Raw genomic sequence first — 25,439 nt, forward strand, 5'->3', positions numbered from 1 at the left:
AAGGTCCCGGCCCCGGCCCCGCAGAAGCTGCGCCGCAAGCCGCTGACCGTCGGCACCGTGGCGAAGAACGCCGCCGCGCTCGTCCTGGCCGTGATCTTCGTCTTCCCGGTCTACTGGATGTTCTCGTCCTCGCTGAAGCCGCAGAGCGAGATCCTCTCCAAGGACCCGGTCTTCTTCTTCACGCCGACCTTCGAGAACTACTCGACGGCCACCGGTGTCGACCTCTTCTGGACGTACGTCACCAACAGCCTGATCGTCACGGTCGGCGCCGTCCTCCTGGCCCTGCTCGTCGCCCTCGCCGCGAGCTTCGCGATCGCCCGCATGAAGTTCAAGGGCCGCAAGGGCATCGTCCTCATCGTGATGATGGCCCAGATGGCCCCCTGGGAGGTCATGGTCATCGCGATGTACATGATCGCCCGCGACAACGACATGCTGAACAGCATCCCGCTGCTCACCGCGATCTACTTCGTGATGGTCCTGCCCTTCACCATCTGGACCCTGCGCGGCTTCATCGCCGCCGTCCCGGTGGAGCTGGAGGAGGCCGCCCAGATCGACGGCTGCACCCGCGGCCAAGCCTTCCGCAAGGTCATCTTCCCGCTGCTCGCCCCGGGCCTGATGTCCACCTCGCTCTTCGGCTTCATCACGGCCTGGAACGAGTTCGCCATGGTCCTCGTGCTCAACAAGGAAAAGACGGACCAGACCCTGACGCTCTGGCTCACCCAGTTCCAGACCGCGTTCGGCGACGACTGGGGCGCCACCATGGCCGCCTCGACGCTCTTCGCCCTCCCGGTGCTCATCGTCTTCCTCTTCCTCCAGCGCAAGGCCGTCGGCGGCATGACCGCCGGCGCGGTGAAGGGATAACGGCGCCATGACCACACTCGTACACGGCTCGGACACCCTGACCCGTGACGCCCTCACGGTGCTCCAGCCCGGCTTCGTCGGCACCACCGCCCCCGACTGGCTGCTCCGCCGGATCGGCGAGGGCCTGTCGTCCGTCGGCCTCTTCGGCCGGAACGTCGCGAGCCCCGAACAGCTCGCCCGCCTCACCGCCCAGCTCCGCGCCGAGCGGGAGGACGTCCTCGTCGCCATCGACGAAGAGGGCGGCGACGTCACCCGCCTGGAGGTCAACGAGGGCTCGTCCTTCCCGGGCAACTACGCCCTGGGCCGGGTCGACGACGTCGAGCTGACCCGGGCCGTCGCCCGCGAGCTCGGCCGCCGGCTCGTCGCCTGCGGCATCGACCTCAACTGGGCCCCCTCGGCCGACGTGAACTCCAACGCCGAGAACCCGGTCATCGGGGTCCGCTCCTTCGGACCCGACCCGGACCTGGTCGCCCGGCACACCGTGGCGTACGTCGACGGCCTCCAGGCCGTCGGGGTCGCGGCCTGCACCAAGCACTTCCCCGGACACGGCGACACCAACGTCGACTCCCACGACGCGCTGCCCCGGATCGATGTGGACCTCGCCACACTGCACGCCCGTGAGCTGGTGCCTTTCCGCGCGGCCGTCGCCGCGGGTACCAAAGCGGTCATGAGCGCGCATATCCTGCTCTCCGCGCTCGACACCGAACGTCCGGCCACCCTGAGCCCGCAGATCCTCACCGGTCTGCTCCGCCAGGAGCTGGGCTTCGAGGGGCTGATCGTCACGGACGGCATGGAGATGCAGGCCGTCGCGGCGACGTACGGCATCGAGCGCGGATCCGTCCTCGCCATCGCCGCGGGCGCCGACGCCATCTGCGTCGGCGGCGGGCTGTGCGACGAGGACACCGTACTGCGGCTGCGCGACGCGCTCGTCGGCGCGGTACGGACCGGTGAACTGCCCGAGGAGCGGCTGGCCGACGCCGCGGCGCGCGTGCGCGCCCTGGCGGCCTGGACCCAGGCGCACCGGGCGAGGGGGGCTGGTTCGGCGCCGGGCGCGGCAGTGCAGGAGGGGACCGCGCCCGGCGCCGACATCGGACTCGTGGCGGCCCGCAGGGCCCTGCGGATCACCAAGGGGTCGGGGCTCTACACCCCGGTGTCGAGCGCTCCGTTCGTGGCGTCCTTCACCCCGGTCGCCAACTTCGCCGTCGGCGACGAGACCCCGTGGGGCGTCGCCGCCGAGCTGGACCGGCTGCTGCCGGGCACCGCTTCGGGTTCCTTCGACGCCGGTGCCACGGTCGAGTCCGTGCTCGCGGCGGCGGGGGAGCGGCGGATCGTCGCGGTCGTCCGCGACCTCCACCGGCACCCGTGGATGACCGCGGCCCTGGACGGCCTGGTGGCCGTCCGCCCGGACACCGTGGTCGTCGAGATGGGGCTCAACGAGGCGGAGCCCCGGGGCGCCCTGCACATCGCGACCCACGGCGCCGCCCGGGTCTGCGGCCGCGCCGCGGCCGAGGCCGTGGCAGGCACCGGCGCCTGACGAGGCGCGCGCGAAGGGGCCCGGCACCTGATCCAGGTGCCGGGCCCCTTCCGTGTGCCGCGCGGGCCGGTGGGCGGTCCGGGGATCAGATGCCCTGCCAGGAGGGCTTGCTCGCGTAGGTCTGGCGGAAGTAGTCGGCGAGCTTCAGCTTGGAGGCGGCGGCCTCGTCCACGACCACGGTGGCGTGCGGGTGGAGCTGGAGCGCGGAGGCCGGCACGAGCGCCGCGACGGGGCCCTCGACGGTCTGCGCGACGGCCTCGGCCTTGCCCTCGCCGGTGGCGAGCAGCACCAGGTGGCGGGCCTCCAGGATGGTGCCGATGCCCTGGGTGATGACGTGGTGCGGGACCTGCTCGATGTCGTCGTCGAAGAAGCGGGCGTTGTCCACCCGAGTCTGCTCGGTGAGCGTCTTGATCCGGGTGCGGGAGGCGAGCGAGGAGCACGGCTCGTTGAAGCCGATGTGCCCGTCGGTGCCGATGCCGAGGATCTGGAGGTCCACGCCGCCGGCGTCGACGAGCGCCTTGTCGTACGCCTCGCAGGCCGCCTGGACGTCCTCCGCCGAGCCGTCGGGGCCCATGAAGTGGTCCGCGGGCAGCCCGAGGGGCTCCACGACCTGGCGCAGGACGGTCGAGCGGTACGACTCCGGGTGCCCGGCGGGCAGGCCCACGTACTCGTCCAGCTGGGCGATGCGCGCCCGCGAGGGGTCCACGGAGCCGGCCCGGACCTTGGCGATCAGGGCGTCGTAGATCGGGATCGGGGTCGAGCCCGTGGCCACGCCGAGCAGCGCGTCGGGCTTGCGGCGCAGGAGGTCGGCGATGCCGTCCGCGATGAGCTCTCCGCCCGCCTTGGCGTCCTTGACGATGACAACTTCCACGCTGTGCCTGCCGATCTGGTGAGGGGCTGGGGAGGGGCCATGTGGTATAGACCAATCAAAGCCAAATCTAGCAGAGTGAGGCCCGTCTCCTCATGCCGTTCCGCACCCCGGACGGCCCGCGCCTCCCGGCCCCTCTCCATGGTCGGCCGCCCCCGCCCCACCAGCCACTTGGGCGGCCGGCCCTCCCTCCGCTCAGGTCAGCGATCCTCCCGTGGCGTCGATCCAGGCCCCCGTCACCCAGCGCGCGTCGTCCGAGACGAGGAAGGCCACCACGTCGGCTATGTCGGCCGTGCTCCCGATCCCGCCCAGGGCCGAGTACCCCGCGGCCCGCGCGCGGGCCTCCTCGTCTCCCTCCAGCCAGGCCGTGTTGTCCGTGGCCACGACCCCGGGCGCCACCGCGTTGACCGTGATCCCGCGCGGTCCCAGCAGCTTCGACAGGTCCCGGGTGAAGACGTCCAGGGCCCCCTTCGTCATCGAGTAGGCGATCAGCTCCGGCATCAGCGCGCTCCGGCTCAGCCCCGTCGACACGTTGACGATCCGGCCCCCGTCCCGCAGCCGCTCGGCCCCCCGGCGCGCCAGGAAGAACGGCGCCTTCGTGTTCACGGCGAAGACCCGGTCGAACTCCTCCTCGGTGATCGCCGCGAAGGGGGCGGACGCGCCGATCCCCGCGTTGTTCACCAGGATGTCCAGGCCGTCCGCCCGCGCGTCGAAGGCCGCCCACAGCGCCTCCGCGTCCCCCGGCACCCCCAGCTCCTGCCCGATCGCGAAGGCCTCTCCGCCGGCCGCCTCGATCGCCGCGACCGTCTCCTTCGCCGCCGCCTCGTTCGTCCCGTAGTGCACGGCGACCCGCGCCCCGTCCCGCCCCAGCCGCTCGGCGATACCCCGCCCGATGCCCCGGCTCGCGCCGGTGACCAGTGCCGTCTTCCCCGTGAGCACGCCCATGGCGACGCCCCTCTCATTCGATAGCGGTCGTTACAGAAAGACCGTACACGACGATCCGTAACGCGCGCTATAGAATTCGGTGCATGGCGACGAAACAGCGCGGCCGCCCCCGCTCCTTCGACCGGCCCACGGCCCTGGAGCAGGCGACGATGGCCTTCTGGGAGCGCGGCTACGAGACGACCTCGGTCTCCGACCTCACCCACGCGATGGGGATCAGCGCCCCGAGCCTCTACGCGGCCTTCGGCGACAAGCGGACCCTCTTCGAGGAGGTCGTGGCGGAGTACGTGCTCTCGCACGGGGCCTTCGGCGCCCGGGCCTTCGCGGAGGAGCCGACGGCCCGCGCCGGCGTCGCGCGGATGCTCCGCGAGGCCGCCCTCCACTACACGGAGCCCGGTCACCCCCGCGGCTGCCTGGTGATCTCGGCGGCGGTCAACTGCTCCACCCCCGAGGTGGAGGAGTCCCTGCGCGACCGGCGGAACGCCAACCTGGCCGCCATCGAGGACCGGATCCGCCGGGACGTGGACTCCGGCGCGCTGCCCGCCGGCACCGACCCCCGCGTCCTGGCGCGCCTCGGCGGGGCCGTCCTCCAGGGCATGTCCCAGCAGGCCCGCGACGGGGCGACGGCGGAGGAGCTCACGGCGGTGGCGGAGGCGGCGATGCTCGCCTGGCCCCCGGCCTGACGACCCGGGCCCGCCGTACGGCCCGGAAAAGACCGCGGGCCGCGGCGCCTGGCGGGACCCTCAACCCGCCCGGCACCGCAGCCCGGGTGTGCCCGGCCGGGGGTGTGCGGACCCTCGGCCGTGTGGGGAGGTCTCGGCGCAGTCAGGGCAGAGAGCGCCGGGTACCTCGTCCATCCTCCTGTGCGGGGAGGATGGAGGCTGTGTGGAGTTCGATGCGCTCATTGTGGACTAGACCATTCTTGTCTGTCCATCCACCTGAACGCGGTGTTTACGGGGCCATCCTCCAACACGGAGCCCGGAAGGGCCAGGTTCACCAGCCGTTAATTCCGCGGGTACGCTCGCACCGTGCCCTCCATGAACGACCTCGTCCGCCAGCACACCGCCCTGAGCGACTCCGACCTGGAGTGGCTGCACCTGCTGGTGTCGGAGTGGCAGCTGCTCTCCGACCTCTCCTTCGCCGACCTCGTCCTGTGGGTCCCCACCCTCGACGGCACCCGCTACGTCTCCGTCGCCCAGATGCGGCCCAACACCGGCCCCACCTCGTACCAGGACGACATGGTCGGCCACCTGGTCCCGCGGGGCCGCAGGCCGCTCCTGGACGCCGCCCTCGACGAGGGCCGGATCGTCCGCGAGGGCGACCCCGAGTGGCGCGAGGAGGTCCCGGTCCGGGTCGAGTCCATCCCCGTGCGCCGCGAGGGCCGGGTCCTCGGCGTGATCGCCAGGAACACCAACCTGCTGACCGTCCGCACCCCCTCCCGGCTGGAGCTCACCTACCTCCAGTCGGCCTCCGACCTCGCCCAGATGATCGCGGCCGGCACCTTCCCCTATCCCGGCGAGCAGTCCGACATGGACTCGCTGCCGCGGGCCGGTGACGGGCTGGTCCGGCTGGACGCCGAGGGCATGGTCCAGTACGCCTCGCCCAACGCCCTCTCCGCGTACCACCGGCTCGGCCTCGCCGCCGACCTGGTCGGCCAGCACCTCGGCCAGATCACCGCCGAACTGGCCCCCTCCCGCGGCCCGGTCGACGAGGCGCTGGTCAAACTCGCCTCCGGCTACGCCCCCCGGAACTTCGAGGTGGAGGGCAGTGGCGGGGTCATCCAGCTGCGGTCCATCCCGCTCAAGCCCAAGGGCAGCCGGATCGGTTCCCTGGTCCTGCTCCGGGACGTCACCGAACTGCGCCGCCGCGAGCGCGAGTTGATCACCAAGGACGCCACCATCCGGGAGATCCACCACCGGGTGAAGAACAACCTCCAGACGGTGGCTGCCCTGTTGCGCCTCCAGGCCCGCCGGATGGACTCCGACCGCGGCCGCGAGGCGCTCAACGAGGCGGTCCGGCGCGTCGGTTCGATCGCCATCGTCCACGAGACGCTGTCCCAGAACCTGGACGAGCGGGTCGAGTTCGACGAGATCGCCGACCGGGTCATCGCGATGGTCGCCGAGATCTCCCCGGGCAAGGTGACCTGCCGGCGCAACGGTCGCTTCGGCATCCTGGACGCGGAGGTCGCCACCCCGCTCTCCATGGTCCTCACCGAGATCCTGCAGAACGCCCTGGAGCACGCCTTCGCCCCCGGCGAGCACGGCACGGTCGAGGTCAGCGCGGTCCGCGGCGAGCCCCGCCCCGACACCCGGCTCCTCATCACCGTCCGGGACGACGGCCGGGGCCTGCCCGAGGGCTTCGACCCGCAGACGGCCGGCAACCTCGGGCTCCAGATCGTACGGACCCTGGTGGAGGGGGAGTTGGGCGGCACCTTCGACATGCGGCCCGGCAGCGAGGGCGGCACCAAGGTCGTCCTCGACATCCCGGTGCGCCCGCAGAAGTGACCTCGTGCCACCCCTCCGGGGTGGTGACGCACAGCAGCGAGCCCCGGACCGAAGTGAATCGGTCCGGGGCTCGAATGCTGTGGGTACTGCGTAATGCTTACTGCTGCGCGCTGCGGCTCGGGGGCGGTGAATGCGTACACGGTGTACGCGCCGCGTGCCTCAGGCTGTGCAGGTGGCTCAGGCGCTGGCGTTGCGCGCCCGGTTGCGGGCGGCGCGGCGCTTCATCGCGCGGCGCTCGTCCTCGCTGAGGCCACCCCAGACGCCGGAGTCCTGGCCGGACTCGAGCGCCCACTGCAGGCACTGCTCCATGACGGGGCAGCGGCGGCAGACGGCCTTGGCTTCCTCGATCTGCAGCAGCGCAGGACCGGTGTTGCCGATGGGGAAGAACAGCTCGGGGTCTTCCTCACGACAAACGGCGTTGTGACGCCAGTCCATGGCTGCTACCTCTCTTGGTTATTACGTGCAAGTTGCTTGTGAATGTGAACGCTTTCACGAATCCCTCAACAAGTGAAGGGCCGACTGCCGGATGAACCGGTGTGGTCCTTGGTTTGAGGAGGGGTTCTGACTCTCAGTGGAGGCCGGTCTTGCGGGCCGTCCCGATCGCCAAGAAGAGACTCGCAAACCTCGGCAGCGGATACAACCCCTTCCGGAAAGTTTTTTTTGATTCCTCGGTGTCGGCTAGGTCACAGCCGTACTTCTAAGGGGTGGAGGCGCGCCTAAACGTTCGAGTGCAAGGACTTTAGGCCCTTCCACTCACACAATCACACGCAGTGCACGGCGTACGCCTGTGAACGTCACGCTCGTACGCAGTCCCAGGTGGTCTCCGTCCATCTGGAGCGGGAGCGGCACCTTCGAATGCAAGGTGAAGTCGGTCAGGTCGTGCAGGGTCGTCGCGTGCTTGCCGCGAGGCCCCTTCTCGGGGCTGGAAGTGAGCAGCTGGGTGGCGTACCGGGCCACCGCCGGGGTCGACAGCCGGCTCAGTCCGAGCACGTCGAGCGCGGTCTCGAAGGACGCCTCCGGGGACGCGTACACCGGGCGATTGCCCAGGTAGGTCCAGGGGGAGGTGTTGCAGATTATGGAGAGGACCAGGTCCTCCACCGGCTCGGCGCCGGGCCGCTCCAGGGTGATCGTCCCGTGCCGGCGGTGCGGGTCCTCCAGGAACTGGCGGAGCACCTGGCGCAGATAGAGCGCGTGCGTGGACCGCTTGCCCCGCTCGCGCTGCTGTTCGACCCGGCCGACCACGCCGGCGTCGAAGCCGAGACCGGCGCAGAAGGTGAACCAGCGGGCCGGCACCTCCTCGTCCGGAGTCCCCGGCGTCCCCGAGGCGAGCCCCAGGCTCACCGTCCGCGCGCTCCGCTCCCGCAGCGCGTCCAGCAGGGCGCCGGTCGCCTCCACGGCGTCGTTCGGCAGTCCCAGCGCGCGGGCGAAGACGTTGGTCGAACCGCCCGGCACGACCGCGAGGCCCGGCAGCCGGTCCGGGTCGGGCCCGCCGTGCAGCAGCCCGTTCACGACCTCGTTCACCGTGCCGTCGCCGCCGAGGGCCACGACCAGGTCGATCTCCCCCGACTCGGCGGCCCGCCGGCCGAGGTCCCGCGCGTGCCCCCGGTACTCGGTGCTGACGGCCTCCAGCTTCATCTCGCTCGCCAGCGCGTGGATCAGCACGTCACGGGTGCGGGCACTGGTGGTGGTGGCTGCCGGGTTGACCACGAGAAGTGCGCGCATGACCGCCAGCGTACCTACCCGGCGGTACCGATCCCAGTCCCGCCCGAACGCCGGACACCCCGACCGGACACCCCGACCGGACACCCCGACCGATCGCCCCGCCGTCGGCCTGGCCCCGGCCCGGCGTCCGAGGGGCGGCCCGGGTCCCGGCCCCGGCGCTCCGGCCGTCCCCGTTACGCTGCCCTCCATGAGCAGTACGGAGCAGACCCCCCGCCCCACCCGCCTGGCCGCCGCCGCGGGCGTGGCCCTCGTCGAGGCCCTCGGGCTCCTCGCCGGCGGCGTCTACATGCTGGTGCGGACGCTGGCCGACGGCGGGGACCTCACCGGCGGGACGACCGGCGGTGTGACCCTGCTCGCACTCGGCCTGATCCCGCTCGCCGCCGCCCGCGGCCTGTGGCGGATGCGCTCCTGGAGCCGCGGCCCGGCCGTCATCACCCAGATCCTCGCCCTGCCGGTCGCCTGGCAGATGCTCCGGTCCGAGGGCGTGATCCCGTACGGCATCGTGCTCGCCGCGCTCGCCGTGACCGGGCTCGTCCTCCTGGTGAACCCGGCCACGACCGAGGCGCTCGGCATCCGGCGCCCCGGCCAGGACGCCTCCTGAGCCTCACTCCTCCACGAGGAGCTTCTCCCGCAGCTGCGCCAGGGTCCTGGCGAGCAGCCGGGAGACGTGCATCTGCGAGATGCCGACCTCCTGCGCGATCTGCGACTGGGTCATGTTCCCGAAGAACCGGAGCAGCAGGATCCGCTTCTCCCGGGGCGGCAGGTCCTCCAGGAGCGGCTTGAGCGACTCCCGGTACTCGACGCCCTCCAGCGCCTCGTCCTCGGCGCCCAGGGTGTCCGCGACCGCCGGCGACTCGTCGTCGGTGTCCGGCACGTCCAGGGAGAGCGTCGAGTAGGCGTTCGCCGACTCCAGCCCCTCCAGGACCTCCTCCTCGGAGATCCCGAGGCGCTCGGCCAGCTCGTGCACGGTCGGCGAGCGCCCGTGCTGCTGGGACAGCTCCGCCGTCGCCGTCGTCAGCGACAGCCGCAGCTCCTGGAGCCGGCGCGGCACCCGGACCGCCCAGCCCTTGTCGCGGAAGTGCCGCTTGATCTCGCCGACCACCGTCGGCGTCGCGTAGGTGGAGAACTCCACGCCCCGCTCCGGGTCGAAGCGGTCGACCGACTTGATCAGGCCGATCGTCGCGACCTGCGTCAGGTCGTCCAGCGGCTCGCCGCGGTTGCGGAAGCGCCGTGCCAGGTGCTCGACGAGCGGCAGGTGCATCCGCACCAGCCGGTTGCGCAGCTCGGCCTTCTCGGGGGAGCCCTCCGGCAGCGACCGCAGCTCCACGAAGAGCGCACGGGCACCGCTGCGGTCCTGCGGAGGATGACCGTGCGTGGCGACGGCCCCGTCGTCCGCCGCCCCGTGGTCCGCCGGCTCGGCCTCCCGCGCGTCGGTGCCCTGTGCCACGGGCCCGGCGGACGGGTCCGAGGGGGTCGCGTCCGAGGGGGCCGGAGCCGCGGCGGTCCGGGGCCCGGCGCTCCCGTCCGGTGCCGGGGGAGCCTCGTCGTGCTGCTGCTCGTGCTCGCTCATCTGGTCCGCCTGCTGCTCCGTAGCGACCTCATGCGGCCGTGCCTGCTGCCCAGGGATGCCGGCCGTCGCGTCCCCGCTCCTCACGCCGGGCCTGGCCCCGCGCCGCGCTGTTTGTACAGGCTGATCGAGACCGTGTTGTCCGCCGCGACCGAGGACTCCACCTTCCCGGCCAGCGCCGACAGCACCGTCCAGGCGAAGGTGTCCCGCTCGGGGGCCCGGCCGTCCGTCGTCGGCGCGGACACGGTCACGTCGAGGGAGTCGCCCACCAGCCGGAAGACGCAGCTCAGGACCGAGCCGGGCACCGCCTGCTGGAGCAGGATCGCGCACGCCTCGTCCACCGCGATCCGCAAGTCCTCGATCTCGTCGAGGGTGAAGTCCAAACGCGCCGCGAGACCGGCCGTGGCCGTACGCAGCACGGACAGATAGGCACCCGCAGCGGGCAGCCGGACTTCCACGAAGTCCTGGGTCCCGGGCTCGCCTGCGATCTGGGACACCCTCACCTCCAAGGTGGCACAAGCTCATTCGGGGCCCGGGGGAAAGGCCCCCGGACCGGGCGGTCACGCAGGGGCTGCGCGGTCCGCCGTGACGCTATCGCGATCCATCCTGCCGTGTCGCCGCAAGCCCCCCGACCCCCGATCCCGGCTCGTCACTCATGGTAGGCCCATGGGCGCGGACCGTGGCCAGGGGTGTGCGGAGGCCGAAAAGAGCGGCGACCGGCGGAGGGGTGACGTACCCAACGGCCCGCCCGTCGAACCGCCCCGCCCCGGAAGAGACCTCCCCGGCGCGGACGGACGGGGGCCGGCTCAGACCAGCGACTCGTCCAGGAAGCACCAGCGCCAGGTCTCACCCGGCTCGAAGGTCCGCATCACCGGATGCCCGGTCGCGCCGAAATGCCCGGTGGCGTGCCGCCCCTGCGAGGAGTCGCAGCAGCCCACGTGCCCACAGGTCAGACAGAGCCGCAGCTGCACCGGGTTCGTCCCGTCGGCCAGGCACTCGGGACAGGTCTCGTGGAGCGGGGCCGGCTCGGGGCGCGGCATTTCTGCTACGTGCGGGCACTCGATCATGATGGCCAGGGTACGTGGCGGACCGCCCGAACCGGACGGACGAGACGTACGACGAGAGACGGGACGGTGGAGGGGCGGCATGGACGCACTGCGGCTGGTGGCACTGGTGGCGGCGAGCGCGGCGGTGGCGGGACTGGCCCGCCGCACCCCCGTACCGGCCCCGCTCCTCCTCGTCGCGGTCGGCCTGGTCGCCTCGTACGTCCCCGGCGTCCCCGACTACACCCTCGACCCGCACGTCGTGCTGCCGCTGATCCTGCCCCCGCTGCTCTACACGGCCGCCGTCGAGTCCTCCTACCTGGACCTGCGGGCCAACATCCGGCCCGTCGCCCTGCTCTCCGTCGGGTACGTCCTCTTCGCCACCGTGGCCGTCGGCTGGCTCGCGTACGTCCTCGTCCCCGACCTGCCGCTGACCGCGGCGCTCGTCCTCGGCGCCGTGATCGCCCCGCCGGACGCCGTGGCCGCCACCGCCATCGCCCGCCGCCTCGGCCTGCCGCACAGGATCACCACGATCCTCCAGGGCGAGTCCCTGGTGAACGACGCCACCGCGATCACCGCCTACAAGGTCGCCCTCGCCGCCGCCGTCGGCGAGGGCATCAGCTGGGCGGGCGGCCTCGGCGAGTTCGCCCTCGCCGCGATCGGCGGCGTCGGCATCGGCCTGGTCCTGATGGTGCCCATCCACTGGCTGCGGACCCGGCTCACCGAGCCGCTCCTCCAGAACACCCTCTCCCTCCTCATCCCCTTCATCGCCTACGCGGCGGCCGAGGAGGTCCACGCCTCCGGCGTGCTCGCCGTCGTCGTGGTCGGCCTCTTCCTCGGCCACAAGGCGTGGAAGGTCGACTTCGCCACCCGCCTCCAGGAGGAGGCGGTCTGGAAGATGGTCGCCTTCGTCCTGGAGTCCGCCGTCTTCGCCCTCATCGGCCTCCAGCTGCCCTACGTCGTCCAGGGGCTCGGCCAGTACGGCATCGGCGAGGCCCTCTGGTACGCCTTCGGGGTCTTCGTCTTCGTCGTCGTGGTGCGCTTCGTCTGGGTCTTCCCGGCCACCTTCCTGCCCCGCCTGCTCTCCGCCCGGGTCCGGGAGCGCGAGCCCGGCGTCGACTGGAAGGCGCCCGTGGTCGTCGGCTGGGCCGGCATGCGCGGCGTGGTCTCCCTCGCCATCGCCTTCTCCATCCCGGTCGTCACCGACGGCGTCGAGTTCCCCGCCCGCAACCTCGTCCTCTTCCTCACCTTCACCACCGTCATCGGCACCCTCGTCGTCCAGGGCCTCACCCTGCCGCCGCTGATCCGCGCCCTGAAGCTCCCCGGCCGCGACCGCTACCAGGAGACCCTGGCCGAGGCGCAGGCCCAGAGCGAGGCGTCCCGGGCCGCCGAGGCCCGGCTCGACGCACTCCTCGCCGACGAGCGCAACGCCCTCCCCGGCCCCCTCGCCGACCGCCTCCGCACGGTCCTGGAGCGCCGCCGCAACAGCGTCTGGGAGCGCCTCGGCGCGGTCAACGACCTCACCGGCGAGACCGCCGACGACACCTACCGCCGACTCTCGCGCGAGATGATCGAGGCCGAGCGGGAGGTCTTCGTCCGGCTCCGCGACGAGCGCCGGATCGACGACGAGATGATGCGCAGCCTGCTGCGCCGCCTCGACCTGGAGGAGGCCGCCGCCTACCGCGAGGAGACCGGCTGATCCCGGGTCCCGGTGACCACCGCCGCGATCCTGGTGCCGGGCGGGAAGGCGCCCTCCTCGGCGAGGGTCACCAGCGCGAGGAGCATTTTGGCGACATACAGCCGCTCGATGGCGAGTCCATGCCGCGCCTCGAAGTCCTGTGCGAACGCGTCGAGTTCCGGGGTCGCCCGGCCGTAGCCGCCGCAGTGGAAGCGCTCGTCCAGCCCCCAGTCGCCGCGCGGGCCGCCGAAGGCCGCCTCCTGGAGAGCCCGCACCTCCCCGCCGAGGAAACCGCCCTTCAGGACCGGCACCCCCAGCGTCCGGCCGCCGAAACCGGCCGCGAGGCCGGCCAGGGTGCCGCCGGTGCCGCAGGCCACCGCGGCGACGTCCGCGCGCCCCGCCAGCTCCCGCCCGAGCGCCGCGCACCCCTCCACCGCGAGGGCGTTGCTGCCGCCCTCGGGCACCACGTAGGTCCCCTCCGGGGCCCGGCCGAGGAGCGCGGCGAGCACCGCCGGCTCGTGCTTCGCCCGGTACGTGGCGCGGTCCACGAACTCCAGCCGCATGCCGTCCGCCGCGCACCGCGCCAGCGAGGGGTTCAGCGGCCGCCCGGCCAGCTCGTCGCCGCGCACGACCCCGATCGTGGGGAAGCCCAGGAGGCGCCCGGCGGCGGCGGTGGCCCGCAGGTGGTTGGAGTACGCGCCCCCGAAGGTCAGCACCGGCCGCCCGTCCGCCGCGCGGAGGTTGAGCGCGAGCTTGCGCCACTTGTTGCCGGGCAGGTCGGGGTGGATCAGGTCGTCCCGCTTCAGCAGGAGCGCCAGTCCGTGCCGGGCGAACCGCTCGTCCTCCACCGGCTCCAGGGGCGAGGGGATCCGGGGTCGCAGGGCGGAGAGGTCGTCCGTGTCCACCCGGCCATTCTCGCGCGGGCCACGCGCGCGTGGAGGAGCCGGGGGCGGCTCGGCCGCGCGGGGCAGGGGCGGGGGCGGGGCGGGGGCGCGGAGGCTCCGGCCGCACGGCGGCGGGGCCGCCGCACGCGCGCGTGCCCGGACGGCCGGGTGGCCCGGCCACGCGCGCGTGGCCGGGCCGGCGCTCAGCGCAGCAGGTCGGCGATCCGCTCGCGGAGGGAGGCCATGGTGAAGCCGCGGGGGTCCACCTTGCCCGGCTGCCACTCGCGGTGGCCGATGACCGAGCGGTGGGTCCAGCCGTGCGCCCGGCAGAGTGCCGCCGACGCCTTCGCGATCGCCTCCAGCTGGACCTTGGGCCAGGGGTCCTCGCCGTCGCCGAGGTTCTCGCACTCGAAGCCGTAGAAGTGCCGGTTGCCGTCGGTGGTGGCCTCGTCGTCCACCGGCAGCCTCCGCTCGGCGATCACGGCCCGCAGGACCTCGTCGTCGCCGAGCCCGGCGTGGTTGGCGCGCCCGTGGCCGACCAGGTGGACCGTGCCGTCCTTGGCGATCACGCCGTGGCACAGCGGGCCCGGCAGCCCCTCGTAGCCGTCGCGGCAGACGCGGACGGTGTGTGCGGTGCCGCGGGTGACGGTGTGGTGGACCATCACCCCGTGCACCGGCCCCCAGGGGCCCTTGTGGTTCCTGTTGTGGGTGGACCAGTCGCCGACCTCGACGACCGTCAGGCCTTCGTCGCGCAGTGCGCGGAGGACCCTGCTCGCGGACAGCGGAACCGCCATGGCGTGCTCCTTCCAGAGGGAGGACCGAGCTTCCGGAGTACCGGACTCCGCTCTTCCGCCGCCATCCGTTCGGACCGTGTGCGAGCCGATCCGGACAGTCAGGCCGAGTCGCGCGCTCCTCCGGCCGGAGGGAAATCGGCCGACATGCCCCGAAGATCGCCGAACAGTCCCACCCGATTGTGTAATGGCGTCGGCACGCTCCGTGCTGAAAGGCTTCCTGTCGAAAGCGAGACGTACGAGAAGGAGTTCCATGTCCGTTGGTTCGGTTGGCGGCGGGGTCCTCGCGGAGCGGACCCCGCGGCGGAGTCTCGGCACCGCCGCCGCGCGGAACCCCGCCTCGACCACCGAGTGCGAACCGAGCCTCGCCCGGACCGTGCTCAAGGTCCCCACGCGCGTGGCCGACCCCTGCAACCACCCGATGAACCGGACCGGGCACCAGCTGCGGCCCACGGCCGAGGCCCTGCGCGAGCGCCGGGAGCACGAGCCGGTCGACAACAGGCGGTTCGGGCTCCTCGCCGACTGCGACCACGGGGAGCGGATCCAGCCCCACGACGGCGTCCCGGCCCCGACGACCTCGACGAACCGCTCTCCCGCAGCCGGGACTCCAAGCTCCTCCTCGCCCGCCCGAGGGCCGTCGCCGCCCTCGGCCGCGAGCTCGACCGGCGCGGCCCGGTGCCCGAGACCCTCGACGTGGCCGGCACCCGGATCCCGGCCCGGCGCCGGGTCCCGATCCACCCCTGCGACAAGATCCCGGTGACCGCCGCCGGTGCCGGCTCGATCATCTGCACGCGGACCGGCGAGTCCGACCAGGGCGTCATCGGCCCGCACCGGACCGGCCTCCGCGACGAGGTGGAGCCCGGCCTCCCCGACCGCTTCATGGGCATCGACGGGCGGGCGATCATCTCCTGCCTCGTCACCCCCTACTACTCCGCGGCGGTCCTCGTGCCCGACGCGCTCGGCGCCCTGGAGAACGTCGAGATCAGCCGCCGCCGCTGAGCCCCGGCCGGGCCGGGGCCCCACCCCCGGCCCGGCCGGACCCGGCGCGCGACGGACCAGCCGTGAACGCAACCAGCCGCGAAGAAGGACGACAAAGACCGTGACGCTGACGAGCGCGGGCCCCGTCACCGACGGGCCGGGCGCCGTGGCGCTCCTCGACCGGACGAGGACCGCCGTCGACCCCCAGATCCGCTCCACCGTCGAGACCCTGCCGGGCTCGATACGCCGTGTGGCGATGTACCACTTCGGCTGGGAGGACGCCGACGGCACACCCGCCGACGGCCAGGCGGGGAAGGCGATCCGCCCCGCCCTGGTGCTCGCCGCCGCCCGGGCGCTCGGAGCCGAGGAGACCCGGGCGGTGAAGGCGGCCGCGGCCGTCGAGCTGGCCCACAACTTCACCCTGCTCCACGACGACATCGTCGACGAGGACCCGACCCGCCGACACCGGCCCACCGCCTGGACCGTCTTCGGTATCCCCGACGCCATGATGGCCGGCGACGCCATGAACGCCCTGGCGCTCCGGCTGCTCGCCGAGGACCCGCACCCCGCCTCCGCCGCGGCCACCGCGCGCCTCGCCGCCTGCGTCATCGAGCTCTGCGCTGGCCAGCAGGCCGACTGCGCCTTCGAGGCGCGCGGCCCCCGCGAGATCTCCCTCGACGAGTGCCTCGCCATGGCCACCGCCAAGACCGGTGCCCTGCTGGGCTGTTCCTGTGCCCTCGGCGCGCTCTACGCGGGCGGGGACGAGGAGGAGGTCGCGGCGCTCGACTCCTTCGGCCGCGAGGCCGGTCTCGCCTTCCAGCTGATCGACGACCTCATCGGCATCTGGGGCGACCCGGAGCGCACCGGGAAGCCGGCCGGTGCCGACCTCGTCGCCCGCAAGAAGTCGCTGCCCGTCGTCGCCGCGCTCACCTCCGGCACCGCCGCCGGCGAGGAGCTGGCCGAGCTGTACTCCCGTACGGCCCTGGACGAGCGGGCGGTGCGGGCCGCGGCCGACGCCGTGGAGCGGGCCGGCGGCCGGGACTGGGCCCAGGCCCAGGCGGCCGAGCGGATGGGCCGGGCCGTCGAGCACCTGGCGCGGGCGGTGCCGGACCTCTCGGCGGCCGGGGACCTGCTGGCGCTGGCGGAGTTCGTGACCCGCAGGACCCGCTGAGGGAGCCGGACGGCCTTCGGGGCTTGCGCGACCACTACAGATGAAGCACTATGTCTGTCGTGGTCGCGCTCGCGGTCACGCCCCGAGAGGAATCAGGACCCGGTTTGCGCAAGCTGACGTACTACATCGCCTGCACCATCGACGGCTTCATCGGCGACCCGCAGGGCGACGCCTCGTCCCTGTACTCCTTCGTGAACGAGGAGTACCAGGCATGGATGAACGCCGAGTACCCCGAGACCGTCCCCACCCACGTGCGGGCCACGGTCGGGATCGACGCCGACAACAAGCACTTCGACACGGTGGTCCAGGGCCTCGCCTCGTACCGGATCGCCCTGGACGCGGGCATCACCAGCCCGTACGGCCACCTCCGCGAACTCGTCGCGACCCGCTCGCTCACCGAGTCGCCCGACCCGAACGTCGAGCTGATCGCCGACGACCTCGTCGGCCGGATCCGGCAGCTCAAGGCCGAGGACGGCGGACTCGGCATCTGGCTCTGCGGCGGCTCCACCGTCGCGGGCGCCCTCGTCGACGAGATCGACGAGCTGGTCATCAAGACCTACCCGCAGGTGTACGGCTCCGGCATGCCGATGTTCGGCGCCGGCTTCGAGCCCCGCGACTTCCGGCTCGGCACGGTCCGCGCCTTCGACAACGGCGTGCTGGTCCGCACCTACACCAGGAAGCGGTAGCGGGCGGCCCGCGGCGGGGCGGCCTACCCTGGAGGCATGGGTGAGGAGACGCCCCGCACGACGAGGGACCCGCTGACGGCGCCGAAGTGCCCGGCCTGCGGAAGCGCCCTGGCCCTCCTGGCCACCCGGCACAAGGTGCTCGGGGCCTGGGTGCCCGAGTGGCGGGTGCAGCCCTGCCGCAACCCCGACTGCCCCCTCTACGAGCCGGTGGAAGCCGACGGCACGGAAGCCACTACCACGCAGGTCACCGGCAAGAACGGCGAGAACGGGAGAAGTCCGGCCACCGGGTGACCGGCCGCGCGCCGGAGCCGGTCATACCGCTACAGTCCGCGCATGTCATCGGAGTCGACAGAAGTCTGGACCGGTTGGTACCGGGACCGCCGCGGTGCGGAAGCGATCGTCATCACGGCCGACGGCGGGCGCGTCACCGCCCGCGTCAGGGGAATCGAGTACACGGGCGCGAGCTTCGCCGCGCTCACCGCCGGCGAGGGCGGCGAGGCCCTCACCGGATGTGTCCTGGAGTGGGACCTGCCGCTCCCCGTCGTCACCGACGGCACCGCCCAACAGGCCACGCTCAGCTGCCTGCTCACCCTCGGCGAGCGCGCCGACCTCAGCCTGACCCTGCACTACGGCGGCACTGCCTTCGAGGCGGTCGTCGCCGGCGGCGACTTCGAGGGGGCGCTGGCCCGGCTGCGCGGCCAGCTCCCCGAGGGCGCCGACTTCGGACGACGGATCCTGTCGGCCGCGTGACGGCGGCGCCCCCGGGGGAGGGGCGCCGCCGCCGTTCCTCGCGCCGGCCCCTCGCGGCCGGTCAGCCCTTGAAGGCCGAAGCGAGCCCGTAGCGCCACAACTGGTCGACGCGGGCCCGCTCCTGGGAGTTCGGGGTGGCGTTCTGGCAGGACGTGCCGGGGCCGCCGCCCGACATCAGCTCGCTGCACGGCCCGCTGTAGTGGTCCGGGAGACCGAGCACGTGCCCCGTCTCGTGGGCCGTCACGCGGGTGGAGTTGTACTGCTGGTTCTGCCGGTAGTCGAGGAAGATGTAGCCGCTGCCGTGCCCGTCGGTGCTCGCGTACGAGCCCCGGGAGTCGTTCCCCTCGTAGTAGCGGAAGTCCGGGTTGCTGCCCTCGACGAGCCGCACGTTCACCACCGAGCTGTTCCATATCTGGGTGGAGCGGGCGATCTGGGTGCGGAAGCTGGGCGCGTTGGCCGCGCTGTAGACGACGGTGACGGCCGCCGCGGCGCTCGGGTTCGCGGCCCGCTTCTTCGCCACCGACTTCATGACGGCGTCGAAGAAGGCCTGGTTGGCCCTGGCCTCCTCGGCGGAACCGGCGTAGGCGGCGTACGCGGTGGCGGCGCTCGCCTTCGCGGTGGTGTCGGGCGCGGCGCCGGCCGGGGCGGCGGCGCCGAGCGAGACCGCGAGGCCGAGGCCGAGGGCGGCGGTCAGGGTGCGGGTGAGGACCTTGGGGTGTCGCATGGGGGGCTCCTCCTGATCGGGGTCGGGAGTGAGTCTCGGGGCGGCAGGGGGTTGGGGGAAGGATGCCAACCCCCGATAACGCGAACGCATCACCCCCTGCGGCAATCCTCAATTGGCCCTCCTTTAAGGCGGGTTGGGGGCATCCGGTCGTCTGGTGCGGGACCGGAACCCCGCCCTACGCTCGGCGCATGGAGCTGGAGGTGAGACACCTGCGCGCGCTCTGCGCCATCGCGGACACCGGCAGCCTGCACAAGGCCGCACGGCAACTGGGCATGAGCCAGCCCTCCCTGACCACCCAGCTGCGCCGCATCGAGAACGCGCTCGGCGCCGAACTCTTCTCCCGGGGCCGCACCGGCTGCCGCCCCACCCCGCTCGGCCGCTCCGTCCTCAGCCGGGCCCGTCCGCTGGTGGCCGACATGGCCGCGCTCGTCACCGAGACCCGCGCGGAGGCGGCCCGCGCCGACGGCCCGCGGCTGCGCGTGGGCTCCACCGCCAGCCGGGCCCTGCCCGGCTGGCTGCGGCGCCTGCGCGACCGCTTCCCCGGCACCGACGTCGGCCTGCGCGTCGACGTCTCCGCGCACGCGCTGCTGCGGGAGCTGGCGGCCGGCCGCCTCGACGTCGCCTTCGTCCACGAGGTCGAGGGCTGCCCCCTCCGGGTGCCCGACGGCCTCGTCCACCGCGTCCTCGTCGCCCGCGAGCCCCAGTTCGTCTCCCTGGCCCCCACCCATCCGGCCGCCGCCCGCCCCGTGGTGGACCTCGCGGACCTGGCCCACGACCACTGGATGGTCGACCCGCACGTGGACGGCGAATGGGACGGCCTGCGCCGCGTCCTGACGGCCGCCGGCATCGACCCGCCCCTCCTCCACGGCGACTACCACACGGCCGCCTCCCTCATCTCCCTGGGCGAGGCGGTGGCCCCCTGCCAGCCGACCTCCGTCCCCCGCGAGGACCTGGCGGTCCGTCCCCTCCGCGGCGACCCCCTGGCCGTCCGCCTGCTCCTCTACGCCCGCCCCGCCACGCCCCTGGACCCCCTCCACGCCGACCTCGCCGCCGCCTACCGCGAAGCCGCCCACCGCTCGCCCCCCTACCGCGCCTGGCTCCACACCGGCAACACCGCCGCCCCCTGCCTCCTCCAGGCCCCGCCGTAGACACGCCGAAGGGGCCCCACCGCCCGTGACGGCAGGGCCCCTTCGGCAGGGAGGGCGAAGGTCAGGCCTTCTTGGTCTCCTAGTAATGGGCCGGGTCGGTGACCTGCGGCGATGGTGGCCGCAGGTCGCTGACCTGGCCTTTTGCTGTTGGGTGGCGATGGGGTGCGACGGTCTTGATCGGGTGTCCTGCGGACTGTGTGCGGACTGGGCAGAGAGTGATGCGATATCCCTTCACGGTTCTCGACGCACCGCTACGGTGAGCAGTGCGGCCACATATCGCACGATGCCACCGAGGAACCCATGAACGAGTCCGTTGCACCGGATGCTGCTGCTCGGTCCGAAGGCGAGACGGCATCTGGATCCGCCGCTGCTCCCCAGGATGCGACCGCTGGGGGTGCCACTGCCGTAACCGGTGGCACGGAACGAGGATCGAGCACCTACGCCACCGGCGGGGGCGGCGTTTCGTTCGCGCACCGCGTCGCGGCCGTCTATCTCGCCGGCATGTTGACCAGCGCACGACGGGCGGAGACGTCTGAGCTGCCGGTTCGGAGGGTCTCATTCCAAACTGGTCCGGCGCATCCGGTGGATGACCTTCTTGTGGAGTGCGGCGATGAGTCGGGCGAGGTCACCCTCGCCGTGGCATGCCGCGCGACGCCGGATTTCGTCCCGAGCCATGACGAGACGGTGAAGCTCGTCGGGTCGCTGCTTTCCGAAGTCGAAAGGTTCGACACAGACACTCACCAGGTCGCTGTCGCAACCGCCGGCCGGTCCAATCAGTGGGACCACCTAGCAACGCTCTGCGATATCGCGCGGGCTCATGCCGACCAGGAGTCGTTCCAAGCGTCCATGGCCGTCGACGGCCGCTGGTCGAAGCCGGTGCGTGAGCGGCAGAGGCATTTTCTGAAGATGGTCGAGAAGGTCGTCGAAGACGGCACAGTACCGAAAGAGATCCTGCGGCTGGCATGGCGGCTGCTCGGCCGGCTGCACATCCTCGGTTTTGCTGTCCAAAGTCCGGACGAAGGTGACCGCGCGGCAGTCGCAACGTCGCTGGACGGCGTGGCCTCAGCTGCCACCGACGGAGTGGGGGTCCGGAACCGGCTCGAGGTCGAGGCAACCCGCTACGACGCGACGGGCGCCGTGGTGGACCTCAAGGTGCTTCGCCGTGACATTCACGTGTTCCTGGACTCGGCCGCGACGCGAAGCCGGCACGCGTGGTCGGTGCTCGCCGAACAACGCAAGCTGGCTGTTGCCCGTGTGCGGACCACGATCGGTGATGAGACATCTGGAGGACCGGTCGAGATCTCGTTCGACGACCGCCGCGAGCAACTCACCGGGGCCCTGCGCGAGGCAGGTGCTCGTGTTTCGGCTCTGCTGGTGTCCGGCGAGTCGGGCATCGGCAAGAGCGCGCTGACGCTGTCGGCCGTCGAAGAGTTGGAAGCCGCAGACCCCGTTGGGTTCCAGGGGGTGGTGGTGAACTTCCGGGGCTTGCCGCAGTCGAGCTTGGAGTTGCGGGCTGCGCTCGGGATGTCGCTGGAGGATGTGCTCGCGGAGACATCGGCACCGTCTCGGGTCCTGGTCATCGATGCGGCTGATGCTGCCCTGGAGCGATCTTCCGGCCTGTTGAGTGACCTGGTGTCGGCAGCGGCTGCGGCGGGTGTGGGCATCGTCGTGGTGACCTCTGACGTGGCAATGGGTTTCGTGCGAGAACAGGTGGAGCCGGGGTTCGCGAAGTCCATTTCGTCCTTCGAGATGCGGCCGTTGGACGATGAGGACATCTCTGTCGTCTCGGACCACTTCCCGCTCTTGCGTAAGGTCCTGCGGGACCTGCCTGCGAACTCGCTGCTGAGAAGGCCCGTTGTGCTCGACCTTCTGGCTCGGACCGGGGCGGAGCCAGAAAGTTCACTGGGTGAGTGGGAATGTCTTGATCTGGTGTGGAGCCGGATTGTTCGCGGCGATGGGCGGCCCGGCGTCGGCTCGGCGGAGGCACGTGAACAGACGCTGCTCGCAGTAGCCGCAGAGACCATGAAGCTGCCCGAGGACCGTCGACCTCGCGCAAGCGTCGATGCTGCAGCGGTCGACGCGCTGCGTCGGGATCATTTGCTCGCACCACCGAGCCGATATCGGAATCAGCCGGAATTTGCACATGACGAAGTTCGGCGGTACGCGACCGCCATCCTTCTCGTCCGTGGTACAAGCCCCACCGATTTGCTGCAGGCGGCAGGAGCGCCTCGGTGGGCGCTGTCGGCCGCCATTCTTGCGTGCGAGGGGCTACTGAAAGCACCGGACGCTCGGCCTGTCCGAAAATTCATCGAACTGAGCTCGCAATTCCAGATGTTCGCGGCAGCACGCGGTCCCCGGTGGGCCGACGTTCCGGTGGAGGCGGTACTGGAGACACCATTCGGGTACAAATGCCTGAAGTCAGCGTGCACGGACCAGTCGGTCGGTTTGGTACTCGGCGAGGTAGTTCGAGTCGCTCAGCAGCGGCATAAGGTCAATGGGCTGGTCGACCGTCTGGTTGCGAAGCCCGTTGTGCAGATCATCCTCGATGACAAAGAGCCGTGGAACGTGTCGAAGGAGTCGTTCGAACTGCTCGCGGACTGGCTTCAATCCCTGTCCCTGGCGGACGTTCCGGCTGGCAACGAACTAAGAATCAGGCTTCGGGACCGTCTCCTTGCCTACTGGAACTCGTTCTCTCCCCGTAAAACCGACGGAGAGGCACTGTCCGGTGGGATGGCGCAGCGTCGGCGACGCCGACGCCGGCTGGATCACCATCTGGAGAAGGAAGAGTTCGTTGAAACGCTGGCCCTGCTCGGTCCGGACATCGATGATGCCGCCGAAGAGTGCCTTCGGGCTATCGCGGACGACGCGCCAGCGTCCCTGGCTCCGGCCGCGGACTCGCCGCTGAGCGCCCGAGCCTTGGCGCAGAAGAACCCAGAGCTACTGGCGGCGTTGATGGCGGCCTACTACATCGACGACGAGCCGAGGTGGCACCGAGATGAGGGTGTCCGGAGGCATCAGGGCCGATGGATAGGATTCGGACCACCGTTCTTCCAGTACTACTTCGGTGGATTCTGGCAGCTGTTCCAGACAGCTCCATTGCCGACATCGGTGCGGGTGCTGAACGACATTCTTAATAGCGGTGCACGGGCACGCGTAGCGAGGCTGTCGAGGCTTAGCCCGCCTGATGCATTCGCTGGGTCCATCCACGCCGGCAACGAAAGCGTAGACGTCGACACGGAAAGCGGAGAAGGAGAAAAGCGCGGTGCGGTCCTGAACCTTGACGGCACCGCCCGCCTGTATGTCGGCGACAGTCATGTGTGGAGCTGGTACCGGGGAACGTCAGTTGGCCCGTACTCGGCCATGAGCGCACTCCAGGCGATGGAGCGTCTTGCCGACACGTGGTTGAGCCAGGGTGCGTCACCGAGATTGGTTGTCGAGGCACTTTTGAACGGCTGTGAGAACCTGGCCATTCCGGGGATGCTATTCGGCCTGCTGGTGCGTCACATTGAGAAAGTCGGCACCGAGCTCGACCTTTTCCTCGCCGAACCTGCCGTATGGGAGCTGGAGTTCGGCCGCAGGACGAGTGAGTACGTAGGGCTGCGTGCGGCAACCGAAGGGCTCGCAAACCTTGAACGCCGCCAGTGGACACCGCGTGAAGTAGCCATGTGGCTGATGGTGAACGGCGGACAGGAGCGTAACCAGGCTTTGAAGAAGGTCGCCGACAAGCTCGTCGAGAACGGCGACCGACTGGGAATCAGCGAGGAGCGTACGAAGAACTGGGCCGCAAGCCTGGACTCGGAGCAATATCGGGTTAAACAGCATGGGGATGAGGTCTACATCGAGGTCGAACCACCGATTGAGCTGCAAGCAGCGCAGGAAGCGCACGAGGCTCACCAGGAGGTCGTGCAGACCAGCCTGCGCCTGCAGAATCGGTACTGGGGCTCGGCCAAGCACGACGCGGAGTACGGTCCGCCCTCGTCGGAAGAGATCGCCGCGGACCTGGCGGCAGGACGTGCCTTGATCGAAGTCGATGAAGACCTGATGCCGAACCGGCCTGTGGACGCTGTTGCCCACGTCGTCCGAGCAGCGGTCGAACGAGCCGCCGCCGGCGATCTGGAGGCGCTGGGCTGCGAAGCGCAGTTCGCGGCCGAGTTCGTCCTCGGCATCGCGTCACTGTTCCAAGACGCCGAGAACCAGGTCCATGAGGACCAGTACTTCGACCTCAGTGCCGACCGAGCTGTGGCTCAAGCCCTGCCGGCGTTCCTTACACCCGCACTGGCCGCACCGCTGGAAGCGGCTGGCGGCTCGGCCGAAGATGTTGCCCAGGTCGGCCTTGCGATGGCAGACAAGGCGTCCTTGGAGACTCGGCTGTACCTGGCGCGTGGATGCGATGTCGTCTGGGGCTCTCCGTGCCACTTCGACCCCTGCATCCACCGGACCGCCTTGAACTGGATGCTCGAGACCGCTCGTGGCGCAGAAATCGGTCCCTGGGACCAGGACGGCCAGAGTCGGTCGAAGGCACGGATCACCGGCGACGTTGTTCAGCGCCTCCAGGAACTGCCGGGCGACTCGGTGGACATCGCGGTTCTCGACGCGGCCGTTCGCGGGCTTGGCGCAGCCTCGTCGGCAGAGCACTGTTGCACCGACGACGCGGTGACGCTCCTCGCCGCGTTTCTCGACGTCGAGCGACGGGCCATGGTCACGCAGGAGAAGGAGGGCTGGTCCGCGGACGACCGCGGCATGCACACCCTTGTTGCCGCACGGGCCCTGCTCGGAGGGTTCGCGAAGAACCGCGACGCGGGGCCGCTGCTCGATCACCTCGATGTTCTTCGCGCAGATGCACAGCTGATGTCGCATTTCCTTCACGGCCTCGCCGCGGCAGGCGCAGAGAACGAATGCTTGGCCGAAGCTGCCCGAGGCGTCTGGCCGTCGCTGCTGCGTCACGCCCTCGGCTACCTGAGTGACACCCCGAGCCCCTACCGCGACCACCACTGGGGGGACTGGGCCGCCGCCGCTCTGCTGCCGAGCCCGCTTTCGTGGACACAAGGCATGTACAACGAGGTCGCTGGCGAGCCCATCGACTGGGTGCGCGCTGAGGACTTCGTTGAGTCGATTGACGACTGGCTGCCAGCCGCTCACGGAGAGGCCATGCCCCTCGATGCGCTCATCCGCATCCTTCGGAAGCTGCCGAAGGAAACGCAAGCGACTCGTGGCGTGTCCTGGGTGTCCGACTTGTGCATCCAAGAGGGGCGTGTCACGGTCAAGTGGTCCCGGCTTTCGGACGACTGGCTCAAGGAGATCCGCAGAACGGCTGAGGAAATCGACGAGCTGGACAGCTGGCAGATGCTCGTCGATTCCTTCGTGGTCGCCGGAAATGAGCGCCTGGCGCCGTACAGCCGGTGACGCCGCAGGGGCCCTGTCCGGCAGTGACAGCGACAACACCGAACTCGATGACCTCTGGCACCGGCTCGCCGGTGACGTCCTCGGCGTCGGGCGCGGCACGGCCCGGATCTCGCCCAGCGCTCGTTTCCCCCTGGAGAAGGCCCCTGCCTTCCATGGCGAGGGGTCGGCCGGGAGGTCATCGAACT

22 protein-coding genes and 1 pseudogene are annotated in these 25,439 nt (G+C 71.3%); 13 read left to right on the forward strand and 10 right to left on the reverse strand.

Annotated elements, in window-relative coordinates; genetic code table 11:
• Nucleotides 1-27: 27 nt before the first annotated feature.
• On the forward strand, nt 28-861 hold the full coding sequence (locus tag ACFW6A_RS08480) for a carbohydrate ABC transporter permease (protein ID WP_351848904.1): 834 nt from the start codon (nt 28-30) through the stop codon (nt 859-861).
• A 7-nt stretch (nt 862-868) separates the two neighbouring features.
• The gene (locus tag ACFW6A_RS08485; RefSeq protein WP_351848762.1) at nt 869-2,395 is read left to right on the forward strand and encodes a glycoside hydrolase family 3 N-terminal domain-containing protein; all 1,527 of its coding nucleotides are present in this window, start codon (nt 869-871) and stop codon (nt 2,393-2,395) included.
• 85 nt (nt 2,396-2,480) lie between these two features.
• Here ACFW6A_RS08485 and nagB read toward each other — a convergent pair whose 3' ends face one another.
• Together nagB and ACFW6A_RS08495 are read right to left on the reverse strand one after the other, a co-directional pair.
• Nucleotides 2,481-3,266 (reverse strand): glucosamine-6-phosphate deaminase, encoded by a 786-nt coding sequence (nagB, locus tag ACFW6A_RS08490; RefSeq protein ID WP_351848764.1) that lies wholly within the window; start codon nt 3,264-3,266, stop codon nt 2,481-2,483.
• 192 nt (nt 3,267-3,458) lie between these two features.
• On the reverse strand, nt 3,459-4,208 hold the full coding sequence (locus ACFW6A_RS08495; protein ID WP_351848768.1) for an SDR family oxidoreductase: 750 nt from the start codon (nt 4,206-4,208) through the stop codon (nt 3,459-3,461).
• A gap of 83 nt (nt 4,209-4,291) precedes the next feature.
• Here ACFW6A_RS08495 and ACFW6A_RS08500 point away from each other — a divergent pair, with 83 nt between their 5' ends.
• Nucleotides 4,292-4,888, forward strand: coding sequence for a TetR/AcrR family transcriptional regulator (locus ACFW6A_RS08500; protein WP_351848771.1), 597 nt, complete (start codon nt 4,292-4,294; stop codon nt 4,886-4,888).
• 354 nt (nt 4,889-5,242) lie between these two features.
• On the forward strand, nt 5,243-6,709 hold the full coding sequence (locus tag ACFW6A_RS08505; protein ID WP_351848906.1) for a histidine kinase N-terminal domain-containing protein: 1,467 nt from the start codon (nt 5,243-5,245) through the stop codon (nt 6,707-6,709).
• Nucleotides 6,710-6,886: 177 nt separating this feature from the next.
• On the opposite strand, the gene ACFW6A_RS08510 is transcribed toward ACFW6A_RS08505, so the two are convergent.
• Complete coding sequence (locus ACFW6A_RS08510) at nt 6,887-7,144, reverse strand: WhiB family transcriptional regulator (RefSeq protein ID WP_003953983.1); 258 nt, start codon at nt 7,142-7,144, stop codon at nt 6,887-6,889.
• Nucleotides 7,145-7,462: 318 nt separating this feature from the next.
• Nucleotides 7,463-8,431: a diacylglycerol kinase family protein gene (locus ACFW6A_RS08515; protein ID WP_351848773.1), complete on the reverse strand. Its 969-nt coding sequence runs from the start codon at nt 8,429-8,431 to the stop codon at nt 7,463-7,465.
• Between the two features lie 187 nt (nt 8,432-8,618).
• Here ACFW6A_RS08515 and ACFW6A_RS08520 point away from each other — a divergent pair, with 187 nt between their 5' ends.
• The gene (locus ACFW6A_RS08520; protein WP_351848777.1) at nt 8,619-9,032 is read left to right on the forward strand and encodes a hypothetical protein; all 414 of its coding nucleotides are present in this window, start codon (nt 8,619-8,621) and stop codon (nt 9,030-9,032) included.
• 3 nt (nt 9,033-9,035) lie between these two features.
• On the opposite strand, the gene ACFW6A_RS08525 is transcribed toward ACFW6A_RS08520, so the two are convergent.
• The 3 genes from ACFW6A_RS08525 to ACFW6A_RS08535 all read right to left on the reverse strand — a co-directional run bounded on the left by ACFW6A_RS08525 (nt 9,036) and on the right by ACFW6A_RS08535 (nt 11,065).
• A complete protein-coding gene (locus tag ACFW6A_RS08525; RefSeq protein WP_386639483.1) occupies nt 9,036-10,085 on the reverse strand; it encodes a SigB/SigF/SigG family RNA polymerase sigma factor in 1,050 nt (349 codons plus the stop codon).
• Nucleotides 10,082-10,495 carry an anti-sigma regulatory factor gene (locus ACFW6A_RS08530; protein ID WP_351848780.1) on the reverse strand — a complete coding sequence of 138 codons (414 nt, stop codon included), beginning with the start codon at nt 10,493-10,495 and terminating at the stop codon, nt 10,082-10,084. Before ACFW6A_RS08530 ends, ACFW6A_RS08525 begins: the two co-directional genes overlap by 4 nt.
• A gap of 309 nt (nt 10,496-10,804) precedes the next feature.
• On the reverse strand, nt 10,805-11,065 hold the full coding sequence (locus ACFW6A_RS08535; RefSeq protein WP_351848783.1) for a UBP-type zinc finger domain-containing protein: 261 nt from the start codon (nt 11,063-11,065) through the stop codon (nt 10,805-10,807).
• A 79-nt stretch (nt 11,066-11,144) separates the two neighbouring features.
• Here ACFW6A_RS08535 and ACFW6A_RS08540 point away from each other — a divergent pair, with 79 nt between their 5' ends.
• Nucleotides 11,145-12,740 carry a Na+/H+ antiporter gene (locus ACFW6A_RS08540; RefSeq protein ID WP_351848787.1) on the forward strand — a complete coding sequence of 532 codons (1,596 nt, stop codon included), beginning with the start codon at nt 11,145-11,147 and terminating at the stop codon, nt 12,738-12,740.
• Here the strand turns inward: ACFW6A_RS08540 and ACFW6A_RS08545 are convergent.
• Together ACFW6A_RS08545 and ACFW6A_RS08550 are read right to left on the reverse strand one after the other, a co-directional pair.
• Nucleotides 12,719-13,624: a pyridoxal-phosphate dependent enzyme gene (locus ACFW6A_RS08545; RefSeq protein ID WP_351848790.1), complete on the reverse strand. Its 906-nt coding sequence runs from the start codon at nt 13,622-13,624 to the stop codon at nt 12,719-12,721. The two genes, ACFW6A_RS08540 and ACFW6A_RS08545, sit on opposite strands and share 22 nt — an antisense overlap.
• A gap of 182 nt (nt 13,625-13,806) precedes the next feature.
• Nucleotides 13,807-14,397 (reverse strand): N-acetylmuramoyl-L-alanine amidase, encoded by a 591-nt coding sequence (locus ACFW6A_RS08550; protein ID WP_351848792.1) that lies wholly within the window; start codon nt 14,395-14,397, stop codon nt 13,807-13,809.
• 334 nt (nt 14,398-14,731) lie between these two features.
• Between ACFW6A_RS08550 and ACFW6A_RS08555 the strand changes: the two are divergent.
• The 5 genes and pseudogenes from ACFW6A_RS08555 to ACFW6A_RS08575 form a co-directional block, all read left to right on the forward strand.
• Nucleotides 14,732-15,393 (forward strand): annotated as a pseudogene (locus ACFW6A_RS08555) (Crp/Fnr family transcriptional regulator); the annotation flags it as partial.
• Between the two features lie 100 nt (nt 15,394-15,493).
• Nucleotides 15,494-16,543, forward strand: coding sequence for a family 2 encapsulin nanocompartment cargo protein polyprenyl transferase (locus ACFW6A_RS08560; protein WP_351848796.1), 1,050 nt, complete (start codon nt 15,494-15,496; stop codon nt 16,541-16,543).
• Between the two features lie 104 nt (nt 16,544-16,647).
• Nucleotides 16,648-17,229: a dihydrofolate reductase family protein gene (locus tag ACFW6A_RS08565; protein ID WP_351848799.1), complete on the forward strand. Its 582-nt coding sequence runs from the start codon at nt 16,648-16,650 to the stop codon at nt 17,227-17,229.
• Between the two features lie 36 nt (nt 17,230-17,265).
• Nucleotides 17,266-17,520 (forward strand): hypothetical protein, encoded by a 255-nt coding sequence (locus tag ACFW6A_RS08570; RefSeq protein WP_351848803.1) that lies wholly within the window; start codon nt 17,266-17,268, stop codon nt 17,518-17,520.
• A gap of 42 nt (nt 17,521-17,562) precedes the next feature.
• The gene (locus ACFW6A_RS08575) at nt 17,563-17,979 is read left to right on the forward strand and encodes a DUF6304 family protein (RefSeq protein ID WP_351848807.1); all 417 of its coding nucleotides are present in this window, start codon (nt 17,563-17,565) and stop codon (nt 17,977-17,979) included.
• Between the two features lie 61 nt (nt 17,980-18,040).
• Here ACFW6A_RS08575 and snpA read toward each other — a convergent pair whose 3' ends face one another.
• Nucleotides 18,041-18,703 (reverse strand): snapalysin, encoded by a 663-nt coding sequence (gene snpA / locus ACFW6A_RS08580; protein WP_351848810.1) that lies wholly within the window; start codon nt 18,701-18,703, stop codon nt 18,041-18,043.
• 188 nt (nt 18,704-18,891) lie between these two features.
• Here snpA and ACFW6A_RS08585 point away from each other — a divergent pair, with 188 nt between their 5' ends.
• A complete protein-coding gene (locus ACFW6A_RS08585; RefSeq protein WP_351848814.1) occupies nt 18,892-19,851 on the forward strand; it encodes a LysR family transcriptional regulator in 960 nt (319 codons plus the stop codon).
• 300 nt (nt 19,852-20,151) lie between these two features.
• On the forward strand, nt 20,152-25,254 hold the full coding sequence (locus ACFW6A_RS08590) for a hypothetical protein (protein ID WP_386639488.1): 5,103 nt from the start codon (nt 20,152-20,154) through the stop codon (nt 25,252-25,254).
• The last annotated feature ends 185 nt before the right edge of the window (nt 25,255-25,439 follow it).

It is taken from the genome of Streptomyces sp. NPDC058758 (assembly GCF_042746075.1).
Lineage (GTDB): Bacteria > Actinomycetota > Actinomycetes > Streptomycetales > Streptomycetaceae > Streptomyces.

Coding starts and splice junctions, on each gene's coding strand:
- ACFW6A_RS08485 (WP_351848762.1), top strand. CDS start 869: ATGACCACACTCGTACACGGCTCGGACACCCTGACCCGTGACGCCCTC.
- ACFW6A_RS08495 (WP_351848768.1), bottom strand. CDS start 4,208: ATGGGCGTGCTCACGGGGAAGACGGCACTGGTCACCGGCGCGAGCCGG.
- ACFW6A_RS08500 (WP_351848771.1), top strand. CDS start 4,292: ATGGCGACGAAACAGCGCGGCCGCCCCCGCTCCTTCGACCGGCCCACG.
- ACFW6A_RS08505 (WP_351848906.1), top strand. CDS start 5,243: ATGAACGACCTCGTCCGCCAGCACACCGCCCTGAGCGACTCCGACCTG.
- ACFW6A_RS08510 (WP_003953983.1), bottom strand. CDS start 7,144: ATGGACTGGCGTCACAACGCCGTTTGTCGTGAGGAAGACCCCGAGCTG.
- ACFW6A_RS08515 (WP_351848773.1), bottom strand. CDS start 8,431: ATGCGCGCACTTCTCGTGGTCAACCCGGCAGCCACCACCACCAGTGCC.
- ACFW6A_RS08520 (WP_351848777.1), top strand. CDS start 8,619: ATGAGCAGTACGGAGCAGACCCCCCGCCCCACCCGCCTGGCCGCCGCC.
- ACFW6A_RS08535 (WP_351848783.1), bottom strand. CDS start 11,065: ATGATCGAGTGCCCGCACGTAGCAGAAATGCCGCGCCCCGAGCCGGCC.
- ACFW6A_RS08540 (WP_351848787.1), top strand. CDS start 11,145: ATGGACGCACTGCGGCTGGTGGCACTGGTGGCGGCGAGCGCGGCGGTG.
- ACFW6A_RS08550 (WP_351848792.1), bottom strand. CDS start 14,397: ATGGCGGTTCCGCTGTCCGCGAGCAGGGTCCTCCGCGCACTGCGCGAC.
- ACFW6A_RS08570 (WP_351848803.1), top strand. CDS start 17,266: ATGGGTGAGGAGACGCCCCGCACGACGAGGGACCCGCTGACGGCGCCG.
- ACFW6A_RS08575 (WP_351848807.1), top strand. CDS start 17,563: ATGTCATCGGAGTCGACAGAAGTCTGGACCGGTTGGTACCGGGACCGC.
- snpA (WP_351848810.1), bottom strand. CDS start 18,703: ATGCGACACCCCAAGGTCCTCACCCGCACCCTGACCGCCGCCCTCGGC.
- ACFW6A_RS08585 (WP_351848814.1), top strand. CDS start 18,892: ATGGAGCTGGAGGTGAGACACCTGCGCGCGCTCTGCGCCATCGCGGAC.
- ACFW6A_RS08590 (WP_386639488.1), top strand. CDS start 20,152: ATGAACGAGTCCGTTGCACCGGATGCTGCTGCTCGGTCCGAAGGCGAG.